This window comes from Lelliottia sp. JS-SCA-14 (genome assembly GCF_035593345.1).
GTDB classification, from domain to species: Bacteria; Pseudomonadota; Gammaproteobacteria; order Enterobacterales; family Enterobacteriaceae; genus Enterobacter; species Enterobacter wanjuensis.
This window is the reverse complement of sequence record NZ_CP141606.1, coordinates 2026114-2046964: the sequence shown is the minus strand read 5'-3', so window position 1 is coordinate 2046964 and position 20851 is coordinate 2026114. Positions and strand designations below refer to the sequence as shown.

Sequence of the window (20851 nt, the reverse complement as noted above, 5' to 3'; positions counted from 1 at the left end):
TCGCTAACAATTGTAGAAATTAACAGACTGATTACGATATTTGGTTAATTGCGCTAAGTGTGACGGGGAGCATACTGGGGGGGAATAGTTTATTGCCGTCCCTTTTGGGGAAAAAAGGGACGGCGAGGTCAATCTTACTTATTCAGTTCTGCCAGGCTCAGCCAGGTTTGCACCACGGTGTCCGGGTTCAGGGACAGACTGTCGATCCCCTCTTCCATCAGCCAGGCGGCGAAGTCTTCGTGGTCCGACGGACCCTGACCACAAATCCCGACGTATTTGCCCTGTTTCTTCGCCGCGCGGATGGACATCGACAGCAGCGCTTTCACCGCTTCGTTACGTTCATCGAACAGCTCGGAGACGACGCCAGAGTCGCGGTCCAGACCCAGCGTCAGCTGCGTCATATCGTTGGAGCCGATAGAGAAGCCGTCGAAGTGTTCCAGGAACTGCTCTGCCAGCAGGGCGTTGGACGGGATTTCGCACATCATGATGATCTTCAGCCCGTTCTCGCCGCGCTTCAGACCCTGACGGGCCAGCTCTTCCACCACCGCTTTCGCCTGATCCACGGTACGCACGAACGGGATCATGATTTCGACGTTGGTCAGACCCATCTCGTTGCGCACGCGTTTCACCGCGTCACATTCGAGAGCGAAGCAGTCGCGGAAGCTGTCCGCCACGTAGCGTCCGGCCCCGCGGAAGCCGAGCATCGGGTTCTCTTCTTCCGGCTCGTAGCGCTCGCCGCCCACCAGGTTGGCGTATTCGTTGGACTTGAAGTCCGACAGACGCACGATCACGCGTTTCGGGTAGAACGCCGCGCCCAGAGTCGCAATCCCTTCCGTCAGACGGCCGACGTAAAACTCTTTCGGCGAGTCGTAGCCTTTCATCATATCGCGGATTTCGTTCTGCAGCTGAGGCGTCTGGTCGTCAAACTCCAGCAGCGCGCGCGGGTGCACGCCGATCATACGGTTGATGATGAATTCCAGACGCGCCAGGCCCACGCCTTCGTTCGGCAGACAGGCGAAATCAAAGGCGCGATCCGGGTTCCCGACGTTCATCATGATCTTCAGCGGCAGGTCCGGCATGGTATCGACGCTGGAGCTTTTCACGCTGAAATCAAGGATATCGGCGTAGACGTAGCCGGTATCGCCTTCGGCACATGAGACGGTGACTTTCTCATCGTCTTTCATGCGCTCGGTAGCGTCACCGCAGCCGACCACAGCCGGAATACCCAGCTCGCGGGCGATAATTGCCGCGTGACAGGTACGCCCGCCGCGGTTGGTGACGATTGCCGCCGCTTTCTTCATGATCGGTTCCCAGTCCGGGTCGGTCATGTCGGTGACCAGCACGTCGCCAGGCTGAATGCGGTTCATCTCGCTGATGTCGTGAATGACTTTCACCGGACCGGCACCGATGCGATGACCGATGGCACGACCTTCGGCGACGATTTTGCCCTGGGCGTGCAGCGTGTAACGCTCCATCACCTGGCCACGGGAACGCACGGTTTCCGGGCGCGCCTGCACGATAAACAGTTTGCCGGTGTGGCCGTCTTTCGCCCATTCGATATCCATCGGACGCGCGTAGTGTTTTTCAATCTGCACGGCCTGTTTCGCCAGCTCCTGCACTTCCGCGTCGGTCAGGGAGAAGCGGTCGCGCTGCTCCTGCGGCACGTCCTCGATTTTCACCTGCTTGCCGTGCTCCTGGCTCGGGGCGTAAATCATGCGGATTTTTTTGGAACCCATGGTGCGACGCACAATCGACGGACGGTTAGCCGCCAGTGTCGGTTTGTGGACGTAGAATTCGTCAGGGTTGACCGCGCCCTGCACCACCATTTCGCCCAGGCCCCAGGCGGAGGTGATAAACACCACCTGGTCGAAACCGGATTCGGTATCGATGGAGAACATCACGCCGGAGGAGCCGATGTCGGAGCGGACCATACGCTGCACGCCCGCCGAGAGCGCCACGCCGCGGTGGTCATAGCCCTGATGCACGCGATAGGAGATCGCACGGTCGTTGAACAAGGAAGCAAACACATGCTTCACCGCCACCAGCACCGCGTCGTAACCCTGAACGTTCAGGAAAGTTTCCTGCTGACCGGCAAAGGAAGCGTCCGGCATGTCTTCTGCGGTGGCAGAGGAGCGCACAGCGAACGAGGCCTGCGCGTCGTCAGCAGAGAGTTGGTTATAAGCATCGTGAATGGCTTTTTCCAGCTCCGGCTGGAAAGGTGTGTCGATGATCCACTGGCGGATTTGCGCCCCGGCTTTCGCAAGCGCCGTCACATCATCAATATCCGTTTGGTCCAGCAGGTCGTAAATGCGCTGGTTAACACCGCTCTGGTCTAAAAAATAGTTAAACGCGTCGGCAGTTGTGGCAAACCCGTTCGGTACGGAAACACCCATACCCGACAGATTTGTAATCATTTCACCCAGGGAGGCATTTTTGCCTCCAACTCTGTCTACATCATTCATGCCGAGTTGGTTATACCAAAGCACCAGCGGTGACGAGCCATTGTTGGACATCGAAACAATCCTTTTGTGATATTTAAACGGAGTAAGTAACGCCTGACTTCGTATTTATACTGGCATATTTATTCCCGGCAAAAAAACGGTGAATCGTGTAAGCACTTTTATTTTTCTGTTTTTCGGACACTTTCCCATCAAGCGCTAACCCGATGATTCCTATAGATTCATACAAAAACCCTTAAAACAAAGTGACTAATTTAAAAATGAAATCCACTTTTCAGTAAAATCAAAAACACCGTTTCATTTATAAATCAGACAAGTTCTTTGCTGTGTATTTTACTTTTTTAATTTATGCTTTCAGACAATTAGGTACGATATTCAGGGTGGATAAAATGGATAATGCTGTAGATCGCCACGTTTTTTATATTTCTGATGGGACGGCAATCACCGCCGAGGTGCTGGGGCATGCGGTGATGTCGCAATTCCCGGTTGCGATAAACAGCATCACCCTGCCGTTTGTCGAAAACGAGAGCCGGGCAAAAGCGGTGAAAGAGCAGATTGATGCGATTTTTCAGCAAACCGGGATTCGCCCGTTAGTCTTCTATTCCATCGTGATCCCCGAAATTCGCACCATTATTCTGCAAAGCGAAGGTTTCTGTCAGGATATCGTCCAGGCGCTGGTGGCCCCGCTGCAAAGCGAGCTGAAGCTCGATCCGACGCCTGTCGCCCACCGCACCCACGGTCTGAACCCTGGCAACCTGGTGAAATACGACGCGCGTATCGCGGCCATCGATTACACCCTCGCCCACGACGACGGCATCTCGATGCGCAATCTCGATCAGGCGCAGGTGATTTTGCTCGGCGTGTCGCGCTGCGGCAAAACGCCGACCAGCCTCTATCTGGCCTTGCAGTTTGGCATCCGCGCGGCGAACTACCCGTTTATCGCCGATGATATGGATAACCTCGTGCTGCCCGCGGCGCTGAAACCCCTGCAACATAAGCTGTTCGGCCTGACGATTAACCCGGAGCGACTGGCTGCGATCCGCGAGGAGCGTCGCGAAAACAGCCGCTACGCCTCGATGCGCCAGTGCCGCATGGAAGTCTCAGAAGTGGAAGCCCTGTACCGTAAAAACCAGATCCCGTGGCTGAACAGCACCAACTATTCGGTGGAAGAGATAGCCACCAAAATCCTCGACATCATGGGACTGAATCGCCGCATGTACTAATATGCTAGTACGATGGTTTATTTTCGGTTATCATCGCGTTCACTCTCGGGGTCAATGGGCCCCGAACTTGAATTCAGCAGGGATTGGTTTAAGGTGATGCCCATCACTTCCGGTAGTCTGCCGATGAAGCAAAAATTTCTGAGAACTCCCATGAACAAAACTGACGAACTTCGCACAGCGCGTATCGAAAGTCTGGTGACCCCCGCCGAACTGGCGCAGCGCCATCCTGTCTCCGCAAGCGTGGCGGAACACGTGACAGCGTCACGTAGACGCATTGAAAAAATCCTCAACGGTGAAGATCGCCGTTTACTGGTAATTATTGGCCCCTGCTCGATTCACGACCTGGACGCGGCGATGGATTACGCCCAGCGCCTGAAAGTGCTGCGCGATAAGCACCAGGACCGCCTCGAAATCGTGATGCGCACCTACTTTGAAAAACCGCGCACCGTGGTGGGCTGGAAAGGACTGATCTCCGATCCGGACCTGAACGGCAGCTACCGCGTGAACCACGGTATCGAGCTGGCACGCAAACTGCTCCTGCAGGTGAATGAGCTGGGCGTGCCGACAGCCACCGAGTTTCTCGATATGGTGACCGGGCAGTTTATCGCCGATTTGATTAGCTGGGGCGCCATCGGGGCGCGGACCACAGAGAGCCAGATCCACCGCGAGATGGCTTCGGCACTCTCCTGCCCGGTGGGCTTTAAGAATGGCACCGACGGGAATACCCATATTGCGGTGGACGCAATTCGCGCCTCGCGCGCCAGCCATATGTTCCTCTCGCCGGATAAAAACGGCCAGATGACCATCTACCAGACCAGCGGTAACCCTTTCGGGCATATCATTATGCGCGGCGGGAAAAAGCCGAACTACCACGCGGAAGATATCGCGGCGGCGTGCGATACGCTGCATGAGTTTGATCTGCCGGAGCATCTGGTGGTGGACTTTAGCCACGGCAACTGCCAGAAGCAGCATCGCCGTCAACTGGACGTGTGCGATGAGATTTGCCAGCAGATCCGCAGCGGGTCGACGGCGGTGGCCGGGATTATGGCGGAGAGCTTCCTGAAAGAAGGGACGCAGAAAGTGGTGGCCGGTCAGCCGATTGCCTATGGTCAGTCAATTACCGATCCGTGTCTGAGCTGGGAAGATAGTGAGCTGTTGCTGGAGAAACTGGCGGCGGCGGCGGGAACCCGGTTTTAGCATTTCTGCCTTCCTGGTGTCGGGTGGCGCTTCGCTTACCCGACCTACAAAACCCTGCCCCCTTACTGTCGGGTGGCGCTGCGCTTACCCGACCTACAAAATCCTGCCCCCTGCGTCGGGTGGCGCTTCGCTTACCCGACCTACAAAATCTTGCCCCCTTATGTCGGGTGGCGCTTCGCTTACCCGACCTACAAAACCTTCTGAAAAATCACGGAAATTGATCCCGTCACAAATTTTTCACAAAAACGCTTGCCGTAAAATTTCACTTTGTTGATAATGATTATCATTGTTACATTGATTGTTATTTTTAAACACTATGTCACGCATCAATAACAGCACGGCAACGCTCGAACAAGACCGCACACAGCCAAAACCTGCTCCCATTGAACGTCGCATTGACAGCAAAACGCTGCTGGGCGATGAGGGGCGGGTCATCATAGAGCATGACGGCCAGCTGTATCTGCTGCGCCAGACCCATGCCGGAAAACTGATTCTCACTAAATAAACAAAACCCATAAATTTCGCCAGCCACCCAGGTAATCCCCAGGCAGCCAGCGCTTTCGATTTCCAAATGGAGAGTTGCTATGCCATACCTGCATTCCGCGTCTTTGCGTCCATCGTTGCTGGCGCTGGCCGTGGTCAGTGCCCTTCCGGGCGCTGCGTTTGCCGCCTCAGAAGAGATGACCGTCACCGCCACGGGTAACGCCCGTAGCGCCTTTGAAGCCCCGATGATGGTGAGCGTGATCGACGCGACCTCCCCTGACAAACAGACCGCCAGCTCTGCCGCCGATCTGCTGCGCAACGTGCCGGGCATTAGCCTGGACGGTACCGGACGCACCAACGGTCAGGACGTGAATCTGCGCGGTTACGATCGCCGCGGCGTGCTGGTGCTGGTGGACGGCGTTCGCCAGGGCACCGACACCGGCCACCTGAACAGCACCTTCCTCGATCCGGCGCTGATCAAACGTATCGAAGTGGTGCGCGGCCCGTCCGCCCTGCTGTACGGCAGCGGCGCGCTGGGCGGGGTGATCTCTTATGACACCGTGGATGCGAAAGATCTGCTCGATGCCGGGAAAAACAGCGGCTTCCGCGTCTTCGGTACCGGCGCGACGGGCGATCATAGCATTGGCATGGGGGCCAGCGCCTTTGGTCGTACGGATACGCTTGATGGCCTGGTCGCCTGGTCCAGCCGCGATCGCGGGGATTTACGTCAGAGCGACGGCACCACCGCGCCGAACGACGAATCCATCAACAACATGCTGGCGAAAGGTAGCTGGAAAATCGACAGCGCCCAGACCCTGGGCGGTTCCCTGCGCTATTACAACAATGCCGCGCAGGAGCCGAAAAACCCGCAAACCATTGAGGCGAGTGACAGCAGCAACCCGATGACGGATCGCTCCACCATCCAGCGTGATGCCCAGCTCACTTACAACATTGCGCCGGAAGGCAACGACTGGCTGAATGCCAGCACTAAGCTGTACTGGTCCGAAGCGCGGATTAACGCCCAGAACATCGACCGCACCGCCGAGTTCCGCAAGCAGACCACCAAAGGCGGGAAAGTGGAGAACCGCACGCGCCTGTTCAGCGACTCCTTCGCCTCTCACCTGCTGACCTACGGCGGGGAATATTATCGTCAGGAGCAGAATCCAGGCGGCTCAACCACCGGTTTCCCGGACGCGAAAATCGATTTCAGCTCCGGCTGGCTGCAGGACGAAATCACCCTGCGCGATCTCCCGGTCACCCTGCTGGGCGGGACGCGCTATGACAACTACCGCGGCAGCAGCGACGGGTACGAAGATGTGGATGCGGACAAATGGTCCTCCCGCGCGGGACTGACCGTGACGCCAGCCGACTGGCTGATGCTGTTCGGCTCCTACGCGCAGGCGTTCCGCGCTCCGACAATGGGCGAGATGTATAACGATTCCAAACACTTCTCCATCGGCAATTTCTACACCAACTACTGGGTGCCAAACCCGAATCTGCGCCCGGAAACCAACGAAACGCAGGAGTATGGCTTCGGTCTGCGCTTTGACGATCTGATGCTCGCCAACGACGAACTGGAGTTCAAAGCCAGCTACTTCGACACCAAAGCGAAAGATTACATCTCCACCACCGTCGACTTTGCGGCGGCGACCACCATGTCCTATAACGTACCCAACGCCAAAATTTGGGGCTGGGACGTGATGGCGAAATACTCCGCTGACCTGTTCAGCCTGGATATGGCCTACAACCGCACCCGCGGAAAAGACACGGACACCGGGGAGTACATCTCCAGCATCAACCCGGACACCGTCACCAGCAAACTGAACGTCCCGGTGGCGCAAAGCGGCTTCTCCGTGGGCTGGATCGGCACCTTCGTCGATCGTTCGACCCACATCAGCAGCAGCTACAGCAAGCAGCCGGGTTACGCGGTCAATGACTTCTACGTCAGCTATCAGGGTCAGGAGCAGCTCAAGGGCGTCACCACCACTCTGGTGCTCGGCAACGCCTTCGACAAAGAGTACTGGTCCCCGCAGGGCATCCCGCAGGATGGCCGCAACGGCAAGATTTTCGTCAGTTATCAGTGGTAATCACCTTGCCCCGGCTCGCCGGGGCGCTTATCTGGAAGGAAGAGACAATGAATCACTACACACGCTGGATTGAGCTAAAAGAACAAAACCCTGGCAAATATGCACGTGACATCGCCGCGATGATGGCGATCAGCGAAGCCGAACTGACCTCCGCGCGCGTGGGCCATGACGCCTGGCGTCTGCACGGAGAGATCCGTGAGATCCTGAGCGCGCTGGAAGCCGTGGGCGAAACCAAGTGCATCTGCCGCAACGAATACGCGGTGCATGAGCAGGTCGGTGCCTTCACCAATCAACATTTGAACGGCCACGCCGGGCTGGTGCTGAACCCGGGCGCGCTGGATTTGCGCCTGTTCCTGAACCAGTGGGCCAGCGTGTTCCACATCAGCGAAGCCACCGAGCGCGGCGAGCGCCAGAGCATTCAGTTCTTCGACCATCAGGGCGATGCGCTGCTGAAGGTTTACACCACCGACAACACGGATCTGTCCGCCTGGGGCGATGTGCTGACCCGCTTTATCTTTGCCGACAATCCGCCGCTGGATCTTAAAGCCGCCGACGCGGTGGTTCACGCCGCTGACGTTGACGGTAAAACCGTGGATAACGAATGGCGCGCGATGACCGACGTGCATCAGTTCTTCAGCCTGCTGAAACGCCACAATCTGAGCCGCCAACAGGCGTTCCGCCTGGTGGGTGACGACCTGGCCTGCAAAGTGGACAACAGCGCCCTGGCGCAACTGCTGGAAACCGCGCGTCAGGACGGGAACGAGATCATGGTCTTCGTCGGCAACCGCGGCTGCGTGCAGATCTTCACCGGCGCGGTGAAAAAGCTGGTGCCGATGAAAGGCTGGCTGAACATTTTCAACCCGACTTTCACCCTCCATCTGCTGGAAGAGACCATCGCCGAGACCTGGGTGACGCGTAAACCGACCGCCGACGGCCATGTCACCAGCCTTGAGCTGTTTGCCGCCGACGGTACGCAGATTGCGCAGCTTTACGGCCAGCGCACCGAAGGCCAGCCGGAGCAGACTCAGTGGCGCGCGCAGATCGACGCCCTGACGCCAAAAGGGCTGGCCGCATGAGAAAACTGCTTGCCCTGATTGTCGCGCTGCCGCTGACGGCCTTTGCCGCGACCCAGGAGAAAATTGTCTCGCTGGGCGGAGACGTGACGGAGATTGTCTATGCTCTGGGCGCGGAATCGTCTCTCGTCGCGCGCGACAGCACCAGCCAGTGGCCGAAGCCCGCCACCGCCCTGCCGGATGTCGGCTATCTGCGCCAGCTGAACGCCGAAGGGATTCTGGCGATGCGCCCGACGCTGGTGCTGGCAAGCGCGCAGGCGCAGCCGTCGCTGGCGCTGAAACAGGTCGAGCAGAGCAAGGTTAAGGTGGTGACTGTGCCGGGCAGCAACGATCTCAGCGTCATCGACGAAAAGATCCGCGTTATCGCCGGGGCGACTCATCGCACAGAGCAAGGCGACGCCCTGCGCAAATCCGTGCGTGAAGCGCTGGCGGCACTGCCGTCGACGCCGCTCAATAAACGGGTGCTGTTCATCCTCAACCACGGCGGAATGACCGCCATGGCGGCCGGACAGCAGACCGGCGCGGATGCGGCGATCCGCGCCGCCGGGCTGCACAACGCGATGCAGGGCTTTGCCCGCTACCAGCCGCTTTCGCAGGAAGGTGTGATTGCCAGCCAGCCCGATCTGGTGGTGATTTCGCAGGACGGCGTGAGCGCGATGGGCGGGGAAGAGAATCTGTGGAAGCTGCCAGGTCTGGCGCAAACTCCTGCGGGCAAGAATAAGCAGGTGCTGCAGATTGACGATATGGCGCTGCTCGGTTTCAGCGTGCGCACGCCGCACGCCATTCAGCAGCTGCGCGACAAAGCGGAGCAACTGCCCTGATGCCTCGCCGGATCACGCTCTCTCTGTGGGTGCTGGCGTTAACGCTGGCGCTAATGACGCTGCTGGCGACCGGTTTTGGCGCGTTGCGTCTGCCGGTGAATCTGCTGTGGAACGGCACCGACGAAGCGCTGCGTCAGATCTGGTTCACCATCCGCCTGCCGCGCGTGCTGCTGGCGCTGGTGATTGGCGGGTCGCTGGCGCTGGCGGGCTGTGTGATGCAGGGGCTGTTTCGTAACCCGCTCGCCGACCCTGGTCTGCTTGGGATCAGCAGCGGGGCGGCCTGCGCCGTGGCGCTGTGGGTGGTCTTGCCCATTACGCTGCCTGCCCTGCTGATGCTGTATGCCCCGATGCTGGCGGCATTTCTTGGCGCCCTGGCGGCGACGCTGGTGATCTTCCTGCTGAGCCAGCAGCGTGACAGTTCTCTGTCGCGCCTGCTGCTGGTGGGGATTGCCATCAACGCCCTGTGCGGCGCGGCGGTGGGCGTACTGTCATGGGTGAGTAATGATGCCCAGCTGCGTCAGCTGTCGCTCTGGGGTATGGGGAGTCTGGGATCGGCCCAGTGGTCAACGCTGCTGGCCGTCACCTCGCTGATGATCCCGACGGTACTGATCATCTGGCGTCTGGCGGGCGCGCTGAATCTCCTGCAGCTCGGCGACGAAGAGGCGCACTACCTGGGCGTCGATGTCCGCGTCGTTCAGCGGATTTTACTGCTCTGCAGCGCGCTGCTGGTCGCTTCGGCGGTCGCCGTGAGCGGCGTGATCGGTTTTATCGGTCTGGTGGTGCCGCACCTGATGCGCATGTGGCTCGGGTCGGATCACCGCGCGGTGATCCCCGGCTCTGTGCTGGCAGGCGCATTTCTACTGCTGATTGCCGATACCCTCGCGCGAACCCTGGTGGCACCTGCCGAAATGCCGGTCGGGCTGCTGACCAGCCTGCTCGGCGCGCCGTGGTTCCTGTGGCTCATTTTCCGTCGCGGAGAACAGCATGGCTGAACAATTTAGCGCCCAGGCGCTGACCTACGGCACGGCAGACAAAACGGTGATCCGCGATGTCTCCCTCTCGCTGAAACAGGGCGAACTGGTGGCGCTGATCGGGCCTAACGGCGCGGGGAAATCCACGCTATTACGCTTGCTGACCGGCTTTCTCAAACCCGGCGCCGGGCACATCATGCTGGGTGGAAAACCGCTGGACGCCTGGAGCACGCAGACGCTGTCCCGTCATCGTGCGGTGATGCGCCAGCAAACTCAGCTGGGATTCGACTGGCCGATTGAAGCGGTGATCGGTATGGGTCGCGCGCCCTGGACTCAGCAGCCGGAAGCAGCGGTGATCCAGCAGGTGATGCAACTCACCGGCTGTCTGCCGCTGGCGGGAAGGAAATATGCAGCTCTGTCGGGTGGTGAACAACAGCGCGTGCAGCTTGCCCGCGCGCTGGCGCAGCTCTGGTGTGACGGCGCACCGCGCGGCTGGCTGTTTCTTGATGAACCGACGTCGGCGCTGGATCTCTACCATCAGCAGCATCTGCTGCGACTGATGAAATCCTTAACCGCCCAGGGAAATCTGCACGTCTGCGTGGTGCTGCACGATCTCAATCTGGCCGCCCTGTGGGCAGACCGGATTGTGTTATTGCACGAAGGAAAAATTGTGTCGCAGGGATCGCCGGAAAGCGTGCTGCGGGCCGAGGATTTGGCCCGCTGGTACGGTGCCGAGGTGCAGGTGGGCCAGCATCCGGCGAATGCCGCCCCGCAGGTGTTTCTTGCCCCTTAGCTTGAACAGCTCACTTCCAGCCGCTTGCCCCAGTCCGGTGGGCGGCTGACATACTCATCGTTGCGATCGGCAAACGGGGTGCGCAACGCCTCGTGCAGACGGTGCAGTTCTGCGTAATCCCCCTGCTCGGCCTGTTCAATCGCCCGCTGCGCCAGCCAGTTGCGCAGAACCATCGCCGGGTTAACGGCTTTCATCTGCGCCTGACGGGCGTCATCAGTGATTTCTTCACGCTGCAAACGCTCGCGGTAAGTGACGAACCAGCTGTCAAATGCCGCCCTGTCGATGAACTCATCGCGCAGCGGTGAGGCGGAACTAAGCTGCTCGGTCTGGCTAAGCATACGGAAGGTGCGAGTATAGTCGCTGCCTTCCCTTGCCATCAGCGCAAACAGCCCATTCAGAACATCGTTATCGCCCTTCTCTTGCGTCGTCAGCCCCAGCTTGCGGCGCATCAGCCTGCCGTATTCCTGCATCAGGACCTCCTGATAGAGATCCAGCGCATCGTTCAGGGCGTCAACATCAATAAACGGCGACAGAGACTGCGCGAGGCGCTGCAAATTCCACAGCCCGACCGCCGGCTGGTTTTCAAAGCTGTAGCGCCCCTGATGATCCGAGTGATTGCAGATCAGATCTGGCTGGTAGTCATCCAGAAAACCGTAAGGACCGTAATCGATGGTCAGCCCCAGAATCGACATGTTATCGGTATTCATCACGCCGTGGGCGAAACCGACGGTTTGCCAGCAGGCCATCAGGGACGCAGTGCGGGTGACAACATCCCGGAACCACAGGATGTATTTGTCCGCGTCATCCGCCCACTGCGGCCAGTGATGGCGAATAACAAAGTCGGCCAGCTGGCGGACTTTTTCCGGCTCGCGGCGATAGTAAAAGTGCTCGAAATGACCGAAGCGCACGTGGCTTTGGGCGATACGCATCAGCATCGCGCCCGGCTCGTAGGTTTCGCGGGCAATCTGGGTATCACTGGTGACGATGGATAACGCGCGCGTCGTCGGGATACCCAAAGCGTGCATCGCTTCCGAAGCCAGACTTTCACGGATTGTCGAGCGCAGCACCGCGCGTCCGTCGCCCATGCGGGAATACGGCGTTAAACCGGCTCCTTTCAGGTGCCAGTCGAGGGTTTGACCGTTGGCGAGCTGTTGTTCGCCTAACAGAATCCCGCGCCCGTCGCCGAGCTGTCCGGCCCAGACGCCAAACTGGTGGCCGCTGTAGACCTGCGCCAGGGGCTGCATGCCGGGAAGCAGCGTTTCGCCGCCCCAGACGCCTGCGCCGGACTCAGGCTGGAATAGCTCAGGCGGAACACCTAAGTCGTTCGCCAGGCTGGCGTTATGCCAAATCAGACGGGCATTGGTCAGCGGTGTGGGATTGAGTGCGGTGTAGAATCCTGGCAGTTCATCGTGCCAGTGAGCAGTAAAAGACAGGGTCATAAGTCCTCCTGCCTGTAGTGTAGAGGGTTTACCCGCGGTTAAACACGGGCGAATATCAGGGTTATCACTGAACCAGCGTGGTGACCTGCTCGGCGGTGACCGCAGACCACAGATTGCCCTGCATGGCGCTGAAACTAAACGGCATCATGCGGCGCAGAACCTCTTCGTCGTCCACGCCCGCCACCATCACCGACTGGCAATAAGGCGAGATTTGCGCGAGGATCGCCCGCATAAAGGGCTCGAAGGAGAACTCCACGACGCGCTGCTGGATAAAGCCTTTGTCCAGCGCCACACGGGTAAAGAGCCCGTCAAAAACGGCTTTATTCGACGCCGCGCCTGCACCGTAATCGGCCAGCACCATCGGGAAGTGGATCGCCATTCTTGCCAGAGTGAGATCATCCTTACCGTTAATTAAACCGGGATAGTTCTCATTAACAGTAAACTCAAGAAACGGATAACGATCTAATATTGCAGCGGCATTCCCGTTACTTAAAAGAAACTCGCCTATCGCAGGGGTAATATTTATCCATGCTATAAGCTGATGCTGAACGAAAAAAAGTTTACAGGAATCCAGCAGATCGAGTTTCTCTTTAAACAGCGTTAACTCTTCTTCTTCGGTGAGATGGGGAGCCACCAGCTCGGTGGGAATACGGACGTCAGCACCCACACCAACAAAGTTAGTTAAAATTTCCAAACCACGTAACTCCCCTGCGTTATTGCGCGCCGGGAGTAATAAAAGTTCAGATTGCCAGGGTTTATTGAGGGTGACTATCATAGCGCCTGCCCCGCGGTAACGAAGATAACGTGCATCCTGGAGCAATAGCTAAAACAATTCAACTTTATTGATTTTAATAGAGTTAATTTCATTCGTTCCTTTTATTTTTAAGATTTATCCCTCAATCTAAAAATAATCTTATCCTGGTTATCCGATAATATCCAGTTTTAGCGAAAACAGAGATTTAAAGAAATTAATTAATGTTACTTAATGTATCGGACACAGCAGTTAGTTATCCGCACGGCTTAAGAAACCGCGCGGAATCGCAGAAATGGGGGCTAAATACGTCGGGCCTGCCAGAAGTTCTTCCGCCAGTAAACATTATCCAGGGAAGATCTCATGACACCGCGACTGGTCGAGGCGTGAATAAACTGGTTATCGGTATCATAAATGCCAACATGCAGGCCGCTTTCGCCTGAGCCGGTTTTAAAGAATACCAGGTCGCCGGGCAGCAAATCGTCTTTATCGATCTCCGTGCCAATTTTCGCCTGCGTGCGCGTGTCGCGCGGGAGTTGCAGATCGAATTTATCGCGCATCGTCATTAACACGAATCCCGAGCAATCCACCCCGCCACGGCTCATACCGCCATAGCGATAGGGCGTCCCGCGCCAGTTTTGCAACTGTTCGTTCAGGTTGGCAATCACGGTAATCGAATCCGATAACCGCGGATTTGGGGGTGGCGCACGATGGCTGCTGCATCCTGCAAGTAATAACATGCCCACGATCAGAAACCAGAAGCGCATTTCCAGACGAATCCTCTGCTTTTTTTGTCCTTTCCGTAATTTAGCCTGTGATTACGCTACCTTGCAAGAAACGCTTATTCCTGGGCGGTAGAAATCAGCATTCTGTGCCCTTCTATGTCCAGACGGCGGAAAGGCATACCGTAAGCTTTCGCAAGATGCGGTGGCGTCAGGACGCTGTCACGCGGACCGCTGGCGAGGAGCTTTCCGCGCGCCAGCAGCCACACGCGATGCGCGTGACGCAGCGTATGGTTCAGGTCATGGCTGCTCATCACGATGGCAATCCCTTTACCAGAAAGCTGACTCAACAGTCTGTCGAGAGCCGCCTGTTGGGCGACGTCCAGGCTGCTCATCGGCTCGTCCAGCAGCAGCAGGCAGCCATGCGGGTTCCCTGCCGGATGGATTTGCAGTATCACCGCGGCGAGCCGCACGCGCTGCCATTCTCCGCCGGAGAGCTGATTCACATTGCGCGAGAGCTTATCTGTCAGCCCCAGCGCAGCCGTGACGTCGTCAAGCAGCGCGGTTTGGCTTTTATCATGCTGATGCAGCGCCAGATAGTGCCAGACGGGCATGGCGAAAGGCGGCGTTTGCTGTTGCACCAGATAGCTGCGGCGGTGGGCCAGCGAGACGGGCGACCATTCATGCAGAGAATGTCCGTGCAGGATAATCTCGCCTTCGCCCGACGTTATTCCGGCCATCCGCGCCAGCAGCGTGCTTTTACCGGCACCGTTTGGGCCCACGATGTGCACAATTTCACCCGGGCGGACTTCGGCGTTAACCGGCTCCAGCCTGCCCTTTTCCGCCACGCCTGTCAGCTGCAACAGCATACTCATTACTTCGCCAGCGCCAGCTTAATGGACTCCATGACGATCGGATCTTCCGGGGTCATATCTGGAGAGAAACGCTGCACCACCTGACCATCGCGACCAATCAGGAATTTTTCGAAGTTCCACAGAATATCGTCAGGATAGAGCGGCGCGCGCCCTTTGCTCGCCATACGCTCGTAGAAGCCGCTGTCTTCCGGCGCGACGGCGGTAGGCGCTGCGGCCACCAGTTTTTCATACAGCGGATGACGGTTGTCACCGTTGACGTCGATTTTGCTGAACATCGGGAAAGTCACGCCGTAGGTGGTACTGCAGAACGTTTTGATCTCGTCTTCGCTGCCCGGCTCCTGACCGAGGAACTGGTTGCACGGGAATCCGAGGACCACCAATCCGTCTTTCTCCCAGGCTTTCTGGATGTTTTCCAGCTGTTCGTACTGCGGCGTCAGGCCACACTTCGAGGCCACGTTAACCACCAGCAGCACTTTGCCGCGGTAGTCTTCCAGCGTGGTTTGCTTGCCATCAATGGTTGTTACGTCGGTATTCAGAATATCGTACTGCATAGCGTCCCCTTAGATTGTCTTACGGTTGGGCGGATCTAACGTCCGGCCTTTAATAGTAGCCAGATAAATACGGGCGCGCCCAGCGTTGCGGTCACCACCCCGATCGGCAGCTCGGCGGCACTCATGGCCAGACGGGCAATAATATCGGCAATCAGCAGCGTCGCCGCACCGGCGATAGCGGCGGCGGGTAATAAGGTGCGATGGTTTGTGATGCCCGCCAGACGCAGCATATGAGGGATTACCAGGCCAATAAACCCGATAGCACCGGCCAGGGCGACGCTGACGCCTACCATCCAGCCGATAGCCACCACCAGCACATTACGCCACAGGCCGATAGACAGGCCCAGCTGGCGGGCCGAGATTTCCCCCAGCGCCAGCATGTTCAGCGGCTTCGCCTGAAAAGCGGCCCACAGGATCGCCGGGATCAGGAGCGCCATCAGCCAGCCCTGTCGCCAGTCCACGCCGCCAAAACCGCCCATCATCCAGTACATCAGCTGGCGCAGATCGAACGACGTGGAGAAGTACACCGCCCAGGTCATCAGCGCGCTGCAGATAATCCCTAGCGCGACCCCGGCCAGCAGCAGACGGCTGGTCGACAAATGTCGCCTGGCGAAACGCAGTAAAATGACGGTGATAAGAAGTGCGCCAGCGATGGCGCTGAGGCTGATGCTCCAGCCAGAAAGGGTCCCGCCGCCAAGCATTAACGCGGCGATAAGGCCGACGCCCGCGCCATTGGAGACGCCAAGCAGCCCCGGCTCCGCCAGCGGATTTTCAAACAATGCCTGCATGATAGTGCCGCACAGCGCCAGCGCCGCGCCGACTAAAACCACGGCCACCGTGCGCGGCAGGCGGATTTGCCAGACAAATAGCTTGCCCTGCTCGCTCGCCCAGTGTTCTGGCCCGATCCACTGCTCTCCGGCACACAAACTCAGCGCAAAAACGGCAGTCAGTAATGCCAACAGCACCAGTAACCAGCGCAGATCGGAGCGGTGTTGTCGACGGGCAAAATCAAGCATGGGTTCTGTTTTCAAGTGGGCGATGATATTGATTTTACGGTGGGTATGCCTTCGCGCAAAGAAAAAAGGCCGCGATTGCGGCCTTTTTGGGTTAGTTCATATTACTCTGCTTTGGGCGTTGCGTTTTCGACACGGCTTTTTAACTTCTGGCCGGGTCTGAAGGTCACCACGCGGCGGGCTGTAATGGGAATATCTTCCCCCGTCTTCGGGTTACGGCCCGGACGTTGGTTTTTGTCTCGCAAATCAAAATTGCCAAAACCGGAGAGTTTTACCTGCTCACCATTTTCCAGAGCACGACGGATCTCTTCGAAAAACAGCTCTACCAGCTCTTTGGCATCCCGTTTGCTAAGCCCAAGCTTATCAAACAGATATTCTGACATTTCAGCTTTTGTAAGCGCCATAGGTTCAATCCCTCAATGATGCCTGGAATCGCTCTTTTAATGCCTCTACACATCTGGCAACGGTAGCGGCAATCTCCTCTTCTTCGAGTGTACGGCTGGTATCCTGAAGGATAAGGCTAATAGCGAGGCTCTTAGAACCTTCTGCTACGCCCTTGCCGCGGTACACGTCAAATAAGTTTACGCCAACTACCTGATTTACGCCAACTTTCTTACACTCGGCCAAAATATCTGCTGCAGGCACATTTTCAGCGACCACAACGGCGATATCGCGACGGTTCGCCGGGAAGCGCGAAACGTCCTGAGCCTGAGGAACCACGCGGTCTGCGACCTTGTTCCACTCCAGCTCAAACACCATGGTGCGGCCGTTCAGGTCCAGTTTGCGTTCCAGTTCCGGGTGAACAACGCCAACGAAACCAACGCGTTCGCCGTGTAAATAAATGGCAGCGCTCTGGCCCGGATGCAGGGCTGGGATAGCTTCTGCGCGGAATTCAATTTCAGACAATTTACCGGTCAGATCGAGAACAGACTCCAGATCGCCTTTCACATCGTAGAAATCGACGCTGTTTTTGGTCAGATCCCAGTGCTCTTCATAGCGGTTGCCGCAGATAGCACCAGCCAGCATCAGATCCTGACGGATACCGAGATTTGCCTGGGTATCAGGCACAAAGCGCAGACCGGTTTCGAAGATACGCACGCGGCTCTGCTGACGGTTCTGGTTGTAAACGATAGTGCCGAGCAGACCGGTCCACAGAGAAAGACGCATCGCGGACATTTCGCTGGAGATCGGGCTTGGCAGAATCAGCGCTTCCTGACCTGGGTGGATCAACTGCTGCAGTTTCGGATCTACGAAGCTGTAGGTGATCACTTCCTGATAGCCTTTGTCGTTGAGCATGGTTTTCACACGCTTCAGGGACAGGTTGGCTTCGCGGTGGGAACCCATTACCAGACCGGCCTGCACAGGCTCATTAGGAATGTTGTCGTAGCCGTAAACACGGGCCACTTCTTCCACCAGGTCTTCTTCGATTTCCATGTCGAAACGCCAGCTTGGCGTAACGGCCTGCCACTGGTCCTGACCTTCGGTCACTTCGCAGCCCAGACGACGCAGGATATCGCTCACCTGTGCATCAGCAATGTGATGGCCGATCAGACGGTCCAGCTTGCCGCGAGTCAGGGTGATGGTCGCACGCTTAGGCAGCGTCGCTTCATTGGTCACATCAATCACCGGACCCGCTTCACCGCCACAGATGTCGATCAGCAGGCGAGTCGCACGTTCCATGGCCTTATACTGCAGAGCAGGATCCACGCCGCGCTCGTAGCGGTGAGAGGCATCCGTGTGCAGGCCATGGCGACGTGCGCGGCCGGTAATAGACAGCGGGCTGAAGAATGCGCACTCCAGCAGGACATTTTGCGTCTCGTCGTTCACGCCAGAGTGCTCGCCACCGAAGATGCCGCCCATCGCCAGCGCTTTGGTATGGTCAGCAATGACCAGCGTATCAGCGTTCAGTTTGGCTTCGCTACCGTCGAGCAGAACCAGGGTTTCACCCTCTTTCGCCATACGCACCACGATCCCACCTTCGATACGATCTTTATCGAAGGCGTGCATCGGCTGACCCAGTTCCAGCAGAACGTAGTTGGTCACGTCGACCACCGCATCGATAGAACGAATCCCGCAGCGACGCAGTTTTTCTTTCATCCACAGCGGAGTTGGCGCTTTAACGTTGATGCCTTTCACCACACGACCGAGGTAACGTGGGCAAGCGTCAGCGGCTTGCACAGAAATTGGCAGCGTGTCATTGATGGTGGCCGCAACCGGTGCAATTTCCGGTGCGTTCAGTTCGGTCTGGTTCAGCACCGCAACGTCGCGCGCCACGCCGATGATGCCCAGGCAATCGGCACGGTTTGGCGTCACGCTGATTTCGATGGTGTTGTCATCGAGCTTCAGGTATTCGCGGATGTCAGTGCCAATCGGCGCATCAACAGGCAGTTCGATAATGCCGTTGTGATCGTCGGAAATACCCAGCTCGGAGAAGGAGCACAGCATGCCTTCAGACGGCTCGCCGCGCAGTTTCGCCGCTTTAATTTTGAAATCGCCCGGCAGAACCGCACCGACCGTTGCCACAGCCACTTTCAGGCCCTGGCGGCAGTTTGGCGCGCCGCAGACGATGTCCAGCAGGCGATCGCCACCGACGTTAACTTTGGTGACGCGCAGTTTGTCCGCGTTCGGGTGCTGGCCGCACTCGACCACTTCACCGACAATCACACCGTTGAATGCGCCTGCGACCGGCTCAACGCCGTCCACTTCCAGGCCTGCCATGGTAATTTGGTTAGAGAGCGCTTCGCTGTCGAGCGCGGTGTTCACCCATTCGCGTAACCACAGTTCACTGAATTTCATTGTTCTGTCCTGCCCTTATTTAAACTGTTTGAGGAAACGCAGATCGTTTTCGAAGAATGCGCGCAGATCGGTCACGCCATAGCGCAGCATGGTCAGACGCTCCATGCCCATGCCGAAGGCAAAGCCGGAATAGACTTCCGGATCGATACCGACGTTACGCAGAACGTTTGGATGGACCATGCCGCAGCCGAGCACTTCGAGCCATTTGCCGTTTTTGCCCATCACGTCCACTTCTGCAGAAGGTTCGGTGAACGGGAAGTAGGACGGACGGAAACGAACCTGCAGATCTTCTTCAAAGAAGTTGTTCAGGAAGTCGTGCAGCGTGCCTTTCAGGTTGGTGAAGCTGATGTTCTTATCGACGATCAGGCCTTCCATCTGATGGAACATCGGGGTGTGCGTCTGGTCGTAATCGTTACGATACACGCGGCCCGGCGCGATAATGCGGATCGGCGGCTCTTGTTCTTTCATGGTGCGGATCTGCACGCCAGAGGTCTGGGTACGCAGCAGACGGGTCGCATCAAACCAGAAAGTGTCGTGGTCAGCGCGTGCCGGATGATGGCCTGGAATGTTCAGGGCATCGAAGTTGTGATAGTCATCTTCGATTTCCGGGCCAGTCGCCACGGTAAAGCCGAGCTCACCGAAGAAACTTTCAATGCGGTCAATGGTACGGGTGACCGGATGCAGACCGCCGTTTTCGATACGACGACCTGGCAGAGAGACGTCGATGGTCTCTTCGGCCAGACGGGCATTCAGCGCGGCGCTTTCTAAATCATATTTACGCGCATTCAGTGCCTGCTGAACCTGCTCTTTGGCTTCGTTAATCACCGCACCCGCTGCCGGGCGCTCTTCTGGCGGCAATTCACGCAGGGTGGTCATTTGCAGGGTCAGATGCCCTTTCTTGCCCAGATATTCGACGCGGACATTGTCTAATGCGGCAACATCTGAGGCCTGGTTAATGGCTGCCGTTGCACTGGCAACCAGCTCTGCGAGATGTGACATGGTTTTCCTCGTTATGTGGCGATATTCATAAGCGGTAGAAACAAAAAAAGCCTCCATCAGGAGGCTTTCTGGCGCTGTTTTTCGTTTCATCTTTCACGCGCAAGCCCCCGGAATTCAGGTGCTAAAGTAAAAGAAGAAGCGGAAAATAGCAGCATTCATGCTTGCGTTACCTTGTGTTTTCAATCGTCCCGGATGGGGTGGAAATGAAAGAGGGAGCAAAGCCCCCTCTCTCAACTGGCTTATGCCAGTGCTGCTTTCGCTTTTTCGACCAGAGCGGTGAACGCTAATTTGTCGAATACTGCGATGTCAGCCAGGATCTTACGGTCGATTTCAACAGAGGCTTTTTTCAGGCCGTTGATGAATTTGCTGTAAGAAATACCGTTCTGACGTGCTGCTGCGTTGATACGCGCAATCCACAGTTGACGGAACTGACGCTTACGTTGACGACGGTCACGGTAAGCATACTGACCAGCTTTGATAACAGCCTGGAAGGCAACGCGGTATACGCGAGAACGCGCACCGTAGTAGCCTTTAGCTTGTTTCAAAATTTTCTTGTGACGTGCACGGGCAACTACACCACGTTTTACGCGAGCCATAT

At 57.4% G+C, this 20851-nt stretch carries 20 protein-coding genes and 1 other annotated feature; of the genes, 8 read left to right on the top strand and 12 right to left on the bottom strand.

Going from position 1 to position 20851, the window contains the following annotated elements:
• Window positions 1-134: 134 nt before the first annotated feature.
• A complete protein-coding gene (gene ppsA / locus U9O48_RS09645; RefSeq protein ID WP_324724192.1) occupies window positions 135-2513 on the bottom strand; it encodes a phosphoenolpyruvate synthase in 2379 nt (792 codons plus the stop codon).
• A gap of 335 nt (window positions 2514-2848) precedes the next feature.
• Here ppsA and U9O48_RS09640 point away from each other — a divergent pair, with 335 nt between their 5' ends.
• The 8 genes from U9O48_RS09640 (at window position 2849) to U9O48_RS09605 (ending at window position 11107) form a co-directional block, all read left to right on the top strand.
• A complete protein-coding gene (locus U9O48_RS09640; protein WP_282491976.1) occupies window positions 2849-3682 on the top strand; it encodes a pyruvate, water dikinase regulatory protein in 834 nt (277 codons plus the stop codon).
• Window positions 3683-3832: 150 nt separating this feature from the next.
• Entirely contained in the window at window positions 3833-4879 is a 1047-nt protein-coding gene (gene aroH, locus U9O48_RS09635; protein ID WP_324724190.1) for a 3-deoxy-7-phosphoheptulonate synthase AroH, read from the top strand.
• Between the two features lie 316 nt (window positions 4880-5195).
• Window positions 5196-5384: a hemin uptake protein HemP gene (gene hemP / locus U9O48_RS09630; RefSeq protein WP_282491979.1), complete on the top strand. Its 189-nt coding sequence runs from the start codon at window positions 5196-5198 to the stop codon at window positions 5382-5384.
• Between the two features lie 79 nt (window positions 5385-5463).
• On the top strand, window positions 5464-7449 hold the full coding sequence (locus U9O48_RS09625; RefSeq protein ID WP_324724188.1) for a TonB-dependent hemoglobin/transferrin/lactoferrin family receptor: 1986 nt from the start codon (window positions 5464-5466) through the stop codon (window positions 7447-7449).
• Window positions 7450-7496: 47 nt separating this feature from the next.
• Window positions 7497-8525, top strand: coding sequence for a hematinate-forming heme oxygenase ChuS (gene chuS, locus U9O48_RS09620; protein WP_285155002.1), 1029 nt, complete (start codon window positions 7497-7499; stop codon window positions 8523-8525).
• Window positions 8522-9343, top strand: a complete 822-nt coding sequence (locus tag U9O48_RS09615) for a hemin ABC transporter substrate-binding protein (RefSeq protein ID WP_324724186.1) — start codon at window positions 8522-8524, stop codon at window positions 9341-9343. Before chuS ends, U9O48_RS09615 begins: the two co-directional genes overlap by 4 nt.
• Window positions 9343-10335: an iron ABC transporter permease gene (locus U9O48_RS09610; protein WP_324724185.1), complete on the top strand. Its 993-nt coding sequence runs from the start codon at window positions 9343-9345 to the stop codon at window positions 10333-10335. The genes U9O48_RS09615 and U9O48_RS09610 overlap by 1 nt, the downstream gene beginning before the upstream one ends.
• The gene (locus U9O48_RS09605; protein WP_324724184.1) at window positions 10328-11107 is read left to right on the top strand and encodes a heme ABC transporter ATP-binding protein; all 780 of its coding nucleotides are present in this window, start codon (window positions 10328-10330) and stop codon (window positions 11105-11107) included. The genes U9O48_RS09610 and U9O48_RS09605 overlap by 8 nt, the downstream gene beginning before the upstream one ends.
• Here U9O48_RS09605 and selO read toward each other — a convergent pair.
• The 11 genes from selO to rplT all read right to left on the bottom strand — a co-directional run bounded on the left by selO (window position 11104) and on the right by rplT (window position 20849).
• The gene (gene selO / locus U9O48_RS09600; RefSeq protein WP_324724183.1) at window positions 11104-12546 is read right to left on the bottom strand and encodes a protein adenylyltransferase SelO; all 1443 of its coding nucleotides are present in this window, start codon (window positions 12544-12546) and stop codon (window positions 11104-11106) included. The genes U9O48_RS09605 and selO overlap by 4 nt on opposite strands.
• A 64-nt stretch (window positions 12547-12610) precedes the next feature.
• Entirely contained in the window at window positions 12611-13321 is a 711-nt protein-coding gene (locus tag U9O48_RS09595; protein ID WP_282491986.1) for an EAL domain-containing protein, read from the bottom strand.
• A 278-nt stretch (window positions 13322-13599) separates the two neighbouring features.
• The gene (locus tag U9O48_RS09590) at window positions 13600-14064 is read right to left on the bottom strand and encodes a C40 family peptidase (protein ID WP_282491987.1); all 465 of its coding nucleotides are present in this window, start codon (window positions 14062-14064) and stop codon (window positions 13600-13602) included.
• A 74-nt stretch (window positions 14065-14138) separates the two neighbouring features.
• The gene (gene btuD / locus U9O48_RS09585; protein WP_324724182.1) at window positions 14139-14894 is read right to left on the bottom strand and encodes a vitamin B12 ABC transporter ATP-binding protein BtuD; all 756 of its coding nucleotides are present in this window, start codon (window positions 14892-14894) and stop codon (window positions 14139-14141) included.
• Window positions 14894-15445 carry a glutathione peroxidase gene (locus tag U9O48_RS09580; RefSeq protein WP_324724181.1) on the bottom strand — a complete coding sequence of 184 codons (552 nt, stop codon included), beginning with the start codon at window positions 15443-15445 and terminating at the stop codon, window positions 14894-14896. The genes btuD and U9O48_RS09580 overlap by 1 nt, the downstream gene beginning before the upstream one ends.
• A 35-nt stretch (window positions 15446-15480) precedes the next feature.
• The gene (gene btuC / locus U9O48_RS09575) at window positions 15481-16461 is read right to left on the bottom strand and encodes a vitamin B12 ABC transporter permease BtuC (RefSeq protein WP_324724180.1); all 981 of its coding nucleotides are present in this window, start codon (window positions 16459-16461) and stop codon (window positions 15481-15483) included.
• Between the two features lie 101 nt (window positions 16462-16562).
• Window positions 16563-16862 (bottom strand): integration host factor subunit alpha, encoded by a 300-nt coding sequence (gene ihfA / locus U9O48_RS09570; protein WP_003857805.1) that lies wholly within the window; start codon window positions 16860-16862, stop codon window positions 16563-16565.
• 4 nt (window positions 16863-16866) lie between these two features.
• Complete coding sequence (gene pheT, locus U9O48_RS09565) at window positions 16867-19254, bottom strand: phenylalanine--tRNA ligase subunit beta (protein WP_324724179.1); 2388 nt, start codon at window positions 19252-19254, stop codon at window positions 16867-16869.
• Between the two features lie 15 nt (window positions 19255-19269).
• On the bottom strand, window positions 19270-20253 hold the full coding sequence (pheS, locus tag U9O48_RS09560) for a phenylalanine--tRNA ligase subunit alpha (RefSeq protein WP_282491993.1): 984 nt from the start codon (window positions 20251-20253) through the stop codon (window positions 19270-19272).
• A gap of 40 nt (window positions 20254-20293) precedes the next feature.
• Window positions 20294-20417, bottom strand: a sequence feature (Phe leader region).
• Window positions 20368-20412, bottom strand: a complete 45-nt coding sequence (gene pheM, locus U9O48_RS09555; RefSeq protein ID WP_001386830.1) for a pheST operon leader peptide PheM — start codon at window positions 20410-20412, stop codon at window positions 20368-20370. Its footprint overlaps the feature before it by 45 nt.
• Window positions 20418-20492: 75 nt before the next feature.
• A complete protein-coding gene (gene rplT / locus U9O48_RS09550; protein ID WP_012017122.1) occupies window positions 20493-20849 on the bottom strand; it encodes a 50S ribosomal protein L20 in 357 nt (118 codons plus the stop codon).
• Between the last annotated feature and the right edge of the window lie 2 nt (window positions 20850-20851).

Coding starts and splice junctions, on each gene's coding strand:
- ppsA (WP_324724192.1), bottom strand. CDS start 2,513: ATGTCCAACAATGGCTCGTCACCGCTGGTGCTTTGGTATAACCAACTC.
- U9O48_RS09640 (WP_282491976.1), top strand. CDS start 2,849: ATGGATAATGCTGTAGATCGCCACGTTTTTTATATTTCTGATGGGACG.
- aroH (WP_324724190.1), top strand. CDS start 3,833: ATGAACAAAACTGACGAACTTCGCACAGCGCGTATCGAAAGTCTGGTG.
- hemP (WP_282491979.1), top strand. CDS start 5,196: ATGTCACGCATCAATAACAGCACGGCAACGCTCGAACAAGACCGCACA.
- U9O48_RS09625 (WP_324724188.1), top strand. CDS start 5,464: ATGCCATACCTGCATTCCGCGTCTTTGCGTCCATCGTTGCTGGCGCTG.
- chuS (WP_285155002.1), top strand. CDS start 7,497: ATGAATCACTACACACGCTGGATTGAGCTAAAAGAACAAAACCCTGGC.
- U9O48_RS09615 (WP_324724186.1), top strand. CDS start 8,522: ATGAGAAAACTGCTTGCCCTGATTGTCGCGCTGCCGCTGACGGCCTTT.
- U9O48_RS09610 (WP_324724185.1), top strand. CDS start 9,343: ATGCCTCGCCGGATCACGCTCTCTCTGTGGGTGCTGGCGTTAACGCTG.
- U9O48_RS09605 (WP_324724184.1), top strand. CDS start 10,328: ATGGCTGAACAATTTAGCGCCCAGGCGCTGACCTACGGCACGGCAGAC.
- selO (WP_324724183.1), bottom strand. CDS start 12,546: ATGACCCTGTCTTTTACTGCTCACTGGCACGATGAACTGCCAGGATTC.
- U9O48_RS09595 (WP_282491986.1), bottom strand. CDS start 13,321: ATGATAGTCACCCTCAATAAACCCTGGCAATCTGAACTTTTATTACTC.
- U9O48_RS09590 (WP_282491987.1), bottom strand. CDS start 14,064: ATGCGCTTCTGGTTTCTGATCGTGGGCATGTTATTACTTGCAGGATGC.
- btuD (WP_324724182.1), bottom strand. CDS start 14,894: ATGAGTATGCTGTTGCAGCTGACAGGCGTGGCGGAAAAGGGCAGGCTG.
- U9O48_RS09580 (WP_324724181.1), bottom strand. CDS start 15,445: ATGCAGTACGATATTCTGAATACCGACGTAACAACCATTGATGGCAAG.
- btuC (WP_324724180.1), bottom strand. CDS start 16,461: ATGCTTGATTTTGCCCGTCGACAACACCGCTCCGATCTGCGCTGGTTA.
- ihfA (WP_003857805.1), bottom strand. CDS start 16,862: ATGGCGCTTACAAAAGCTGAAATGTCAGAATATCTGTTTGATAAGCTT.
- pheT (WP_324724179.1), bottom strand. CDS start 19,254: ATGAAATTCAGTGAACTGTGGTTACGCGAATGGGTGAACACCGCGCTC.
- pheS (WP_282491993.1), bottom strand. CDS start 20,253: ATGTCACATCTCGCAGAGCTGGTTGCCAGTGCAACGGCAGCCATTAAC.
- rplT (WP_012017122.1), bottom strand. CDS start 20,849: ATGGCTCGCGTAAAACGTGGTGTAGTTGCCCGTGCACGTCACAAGAAA.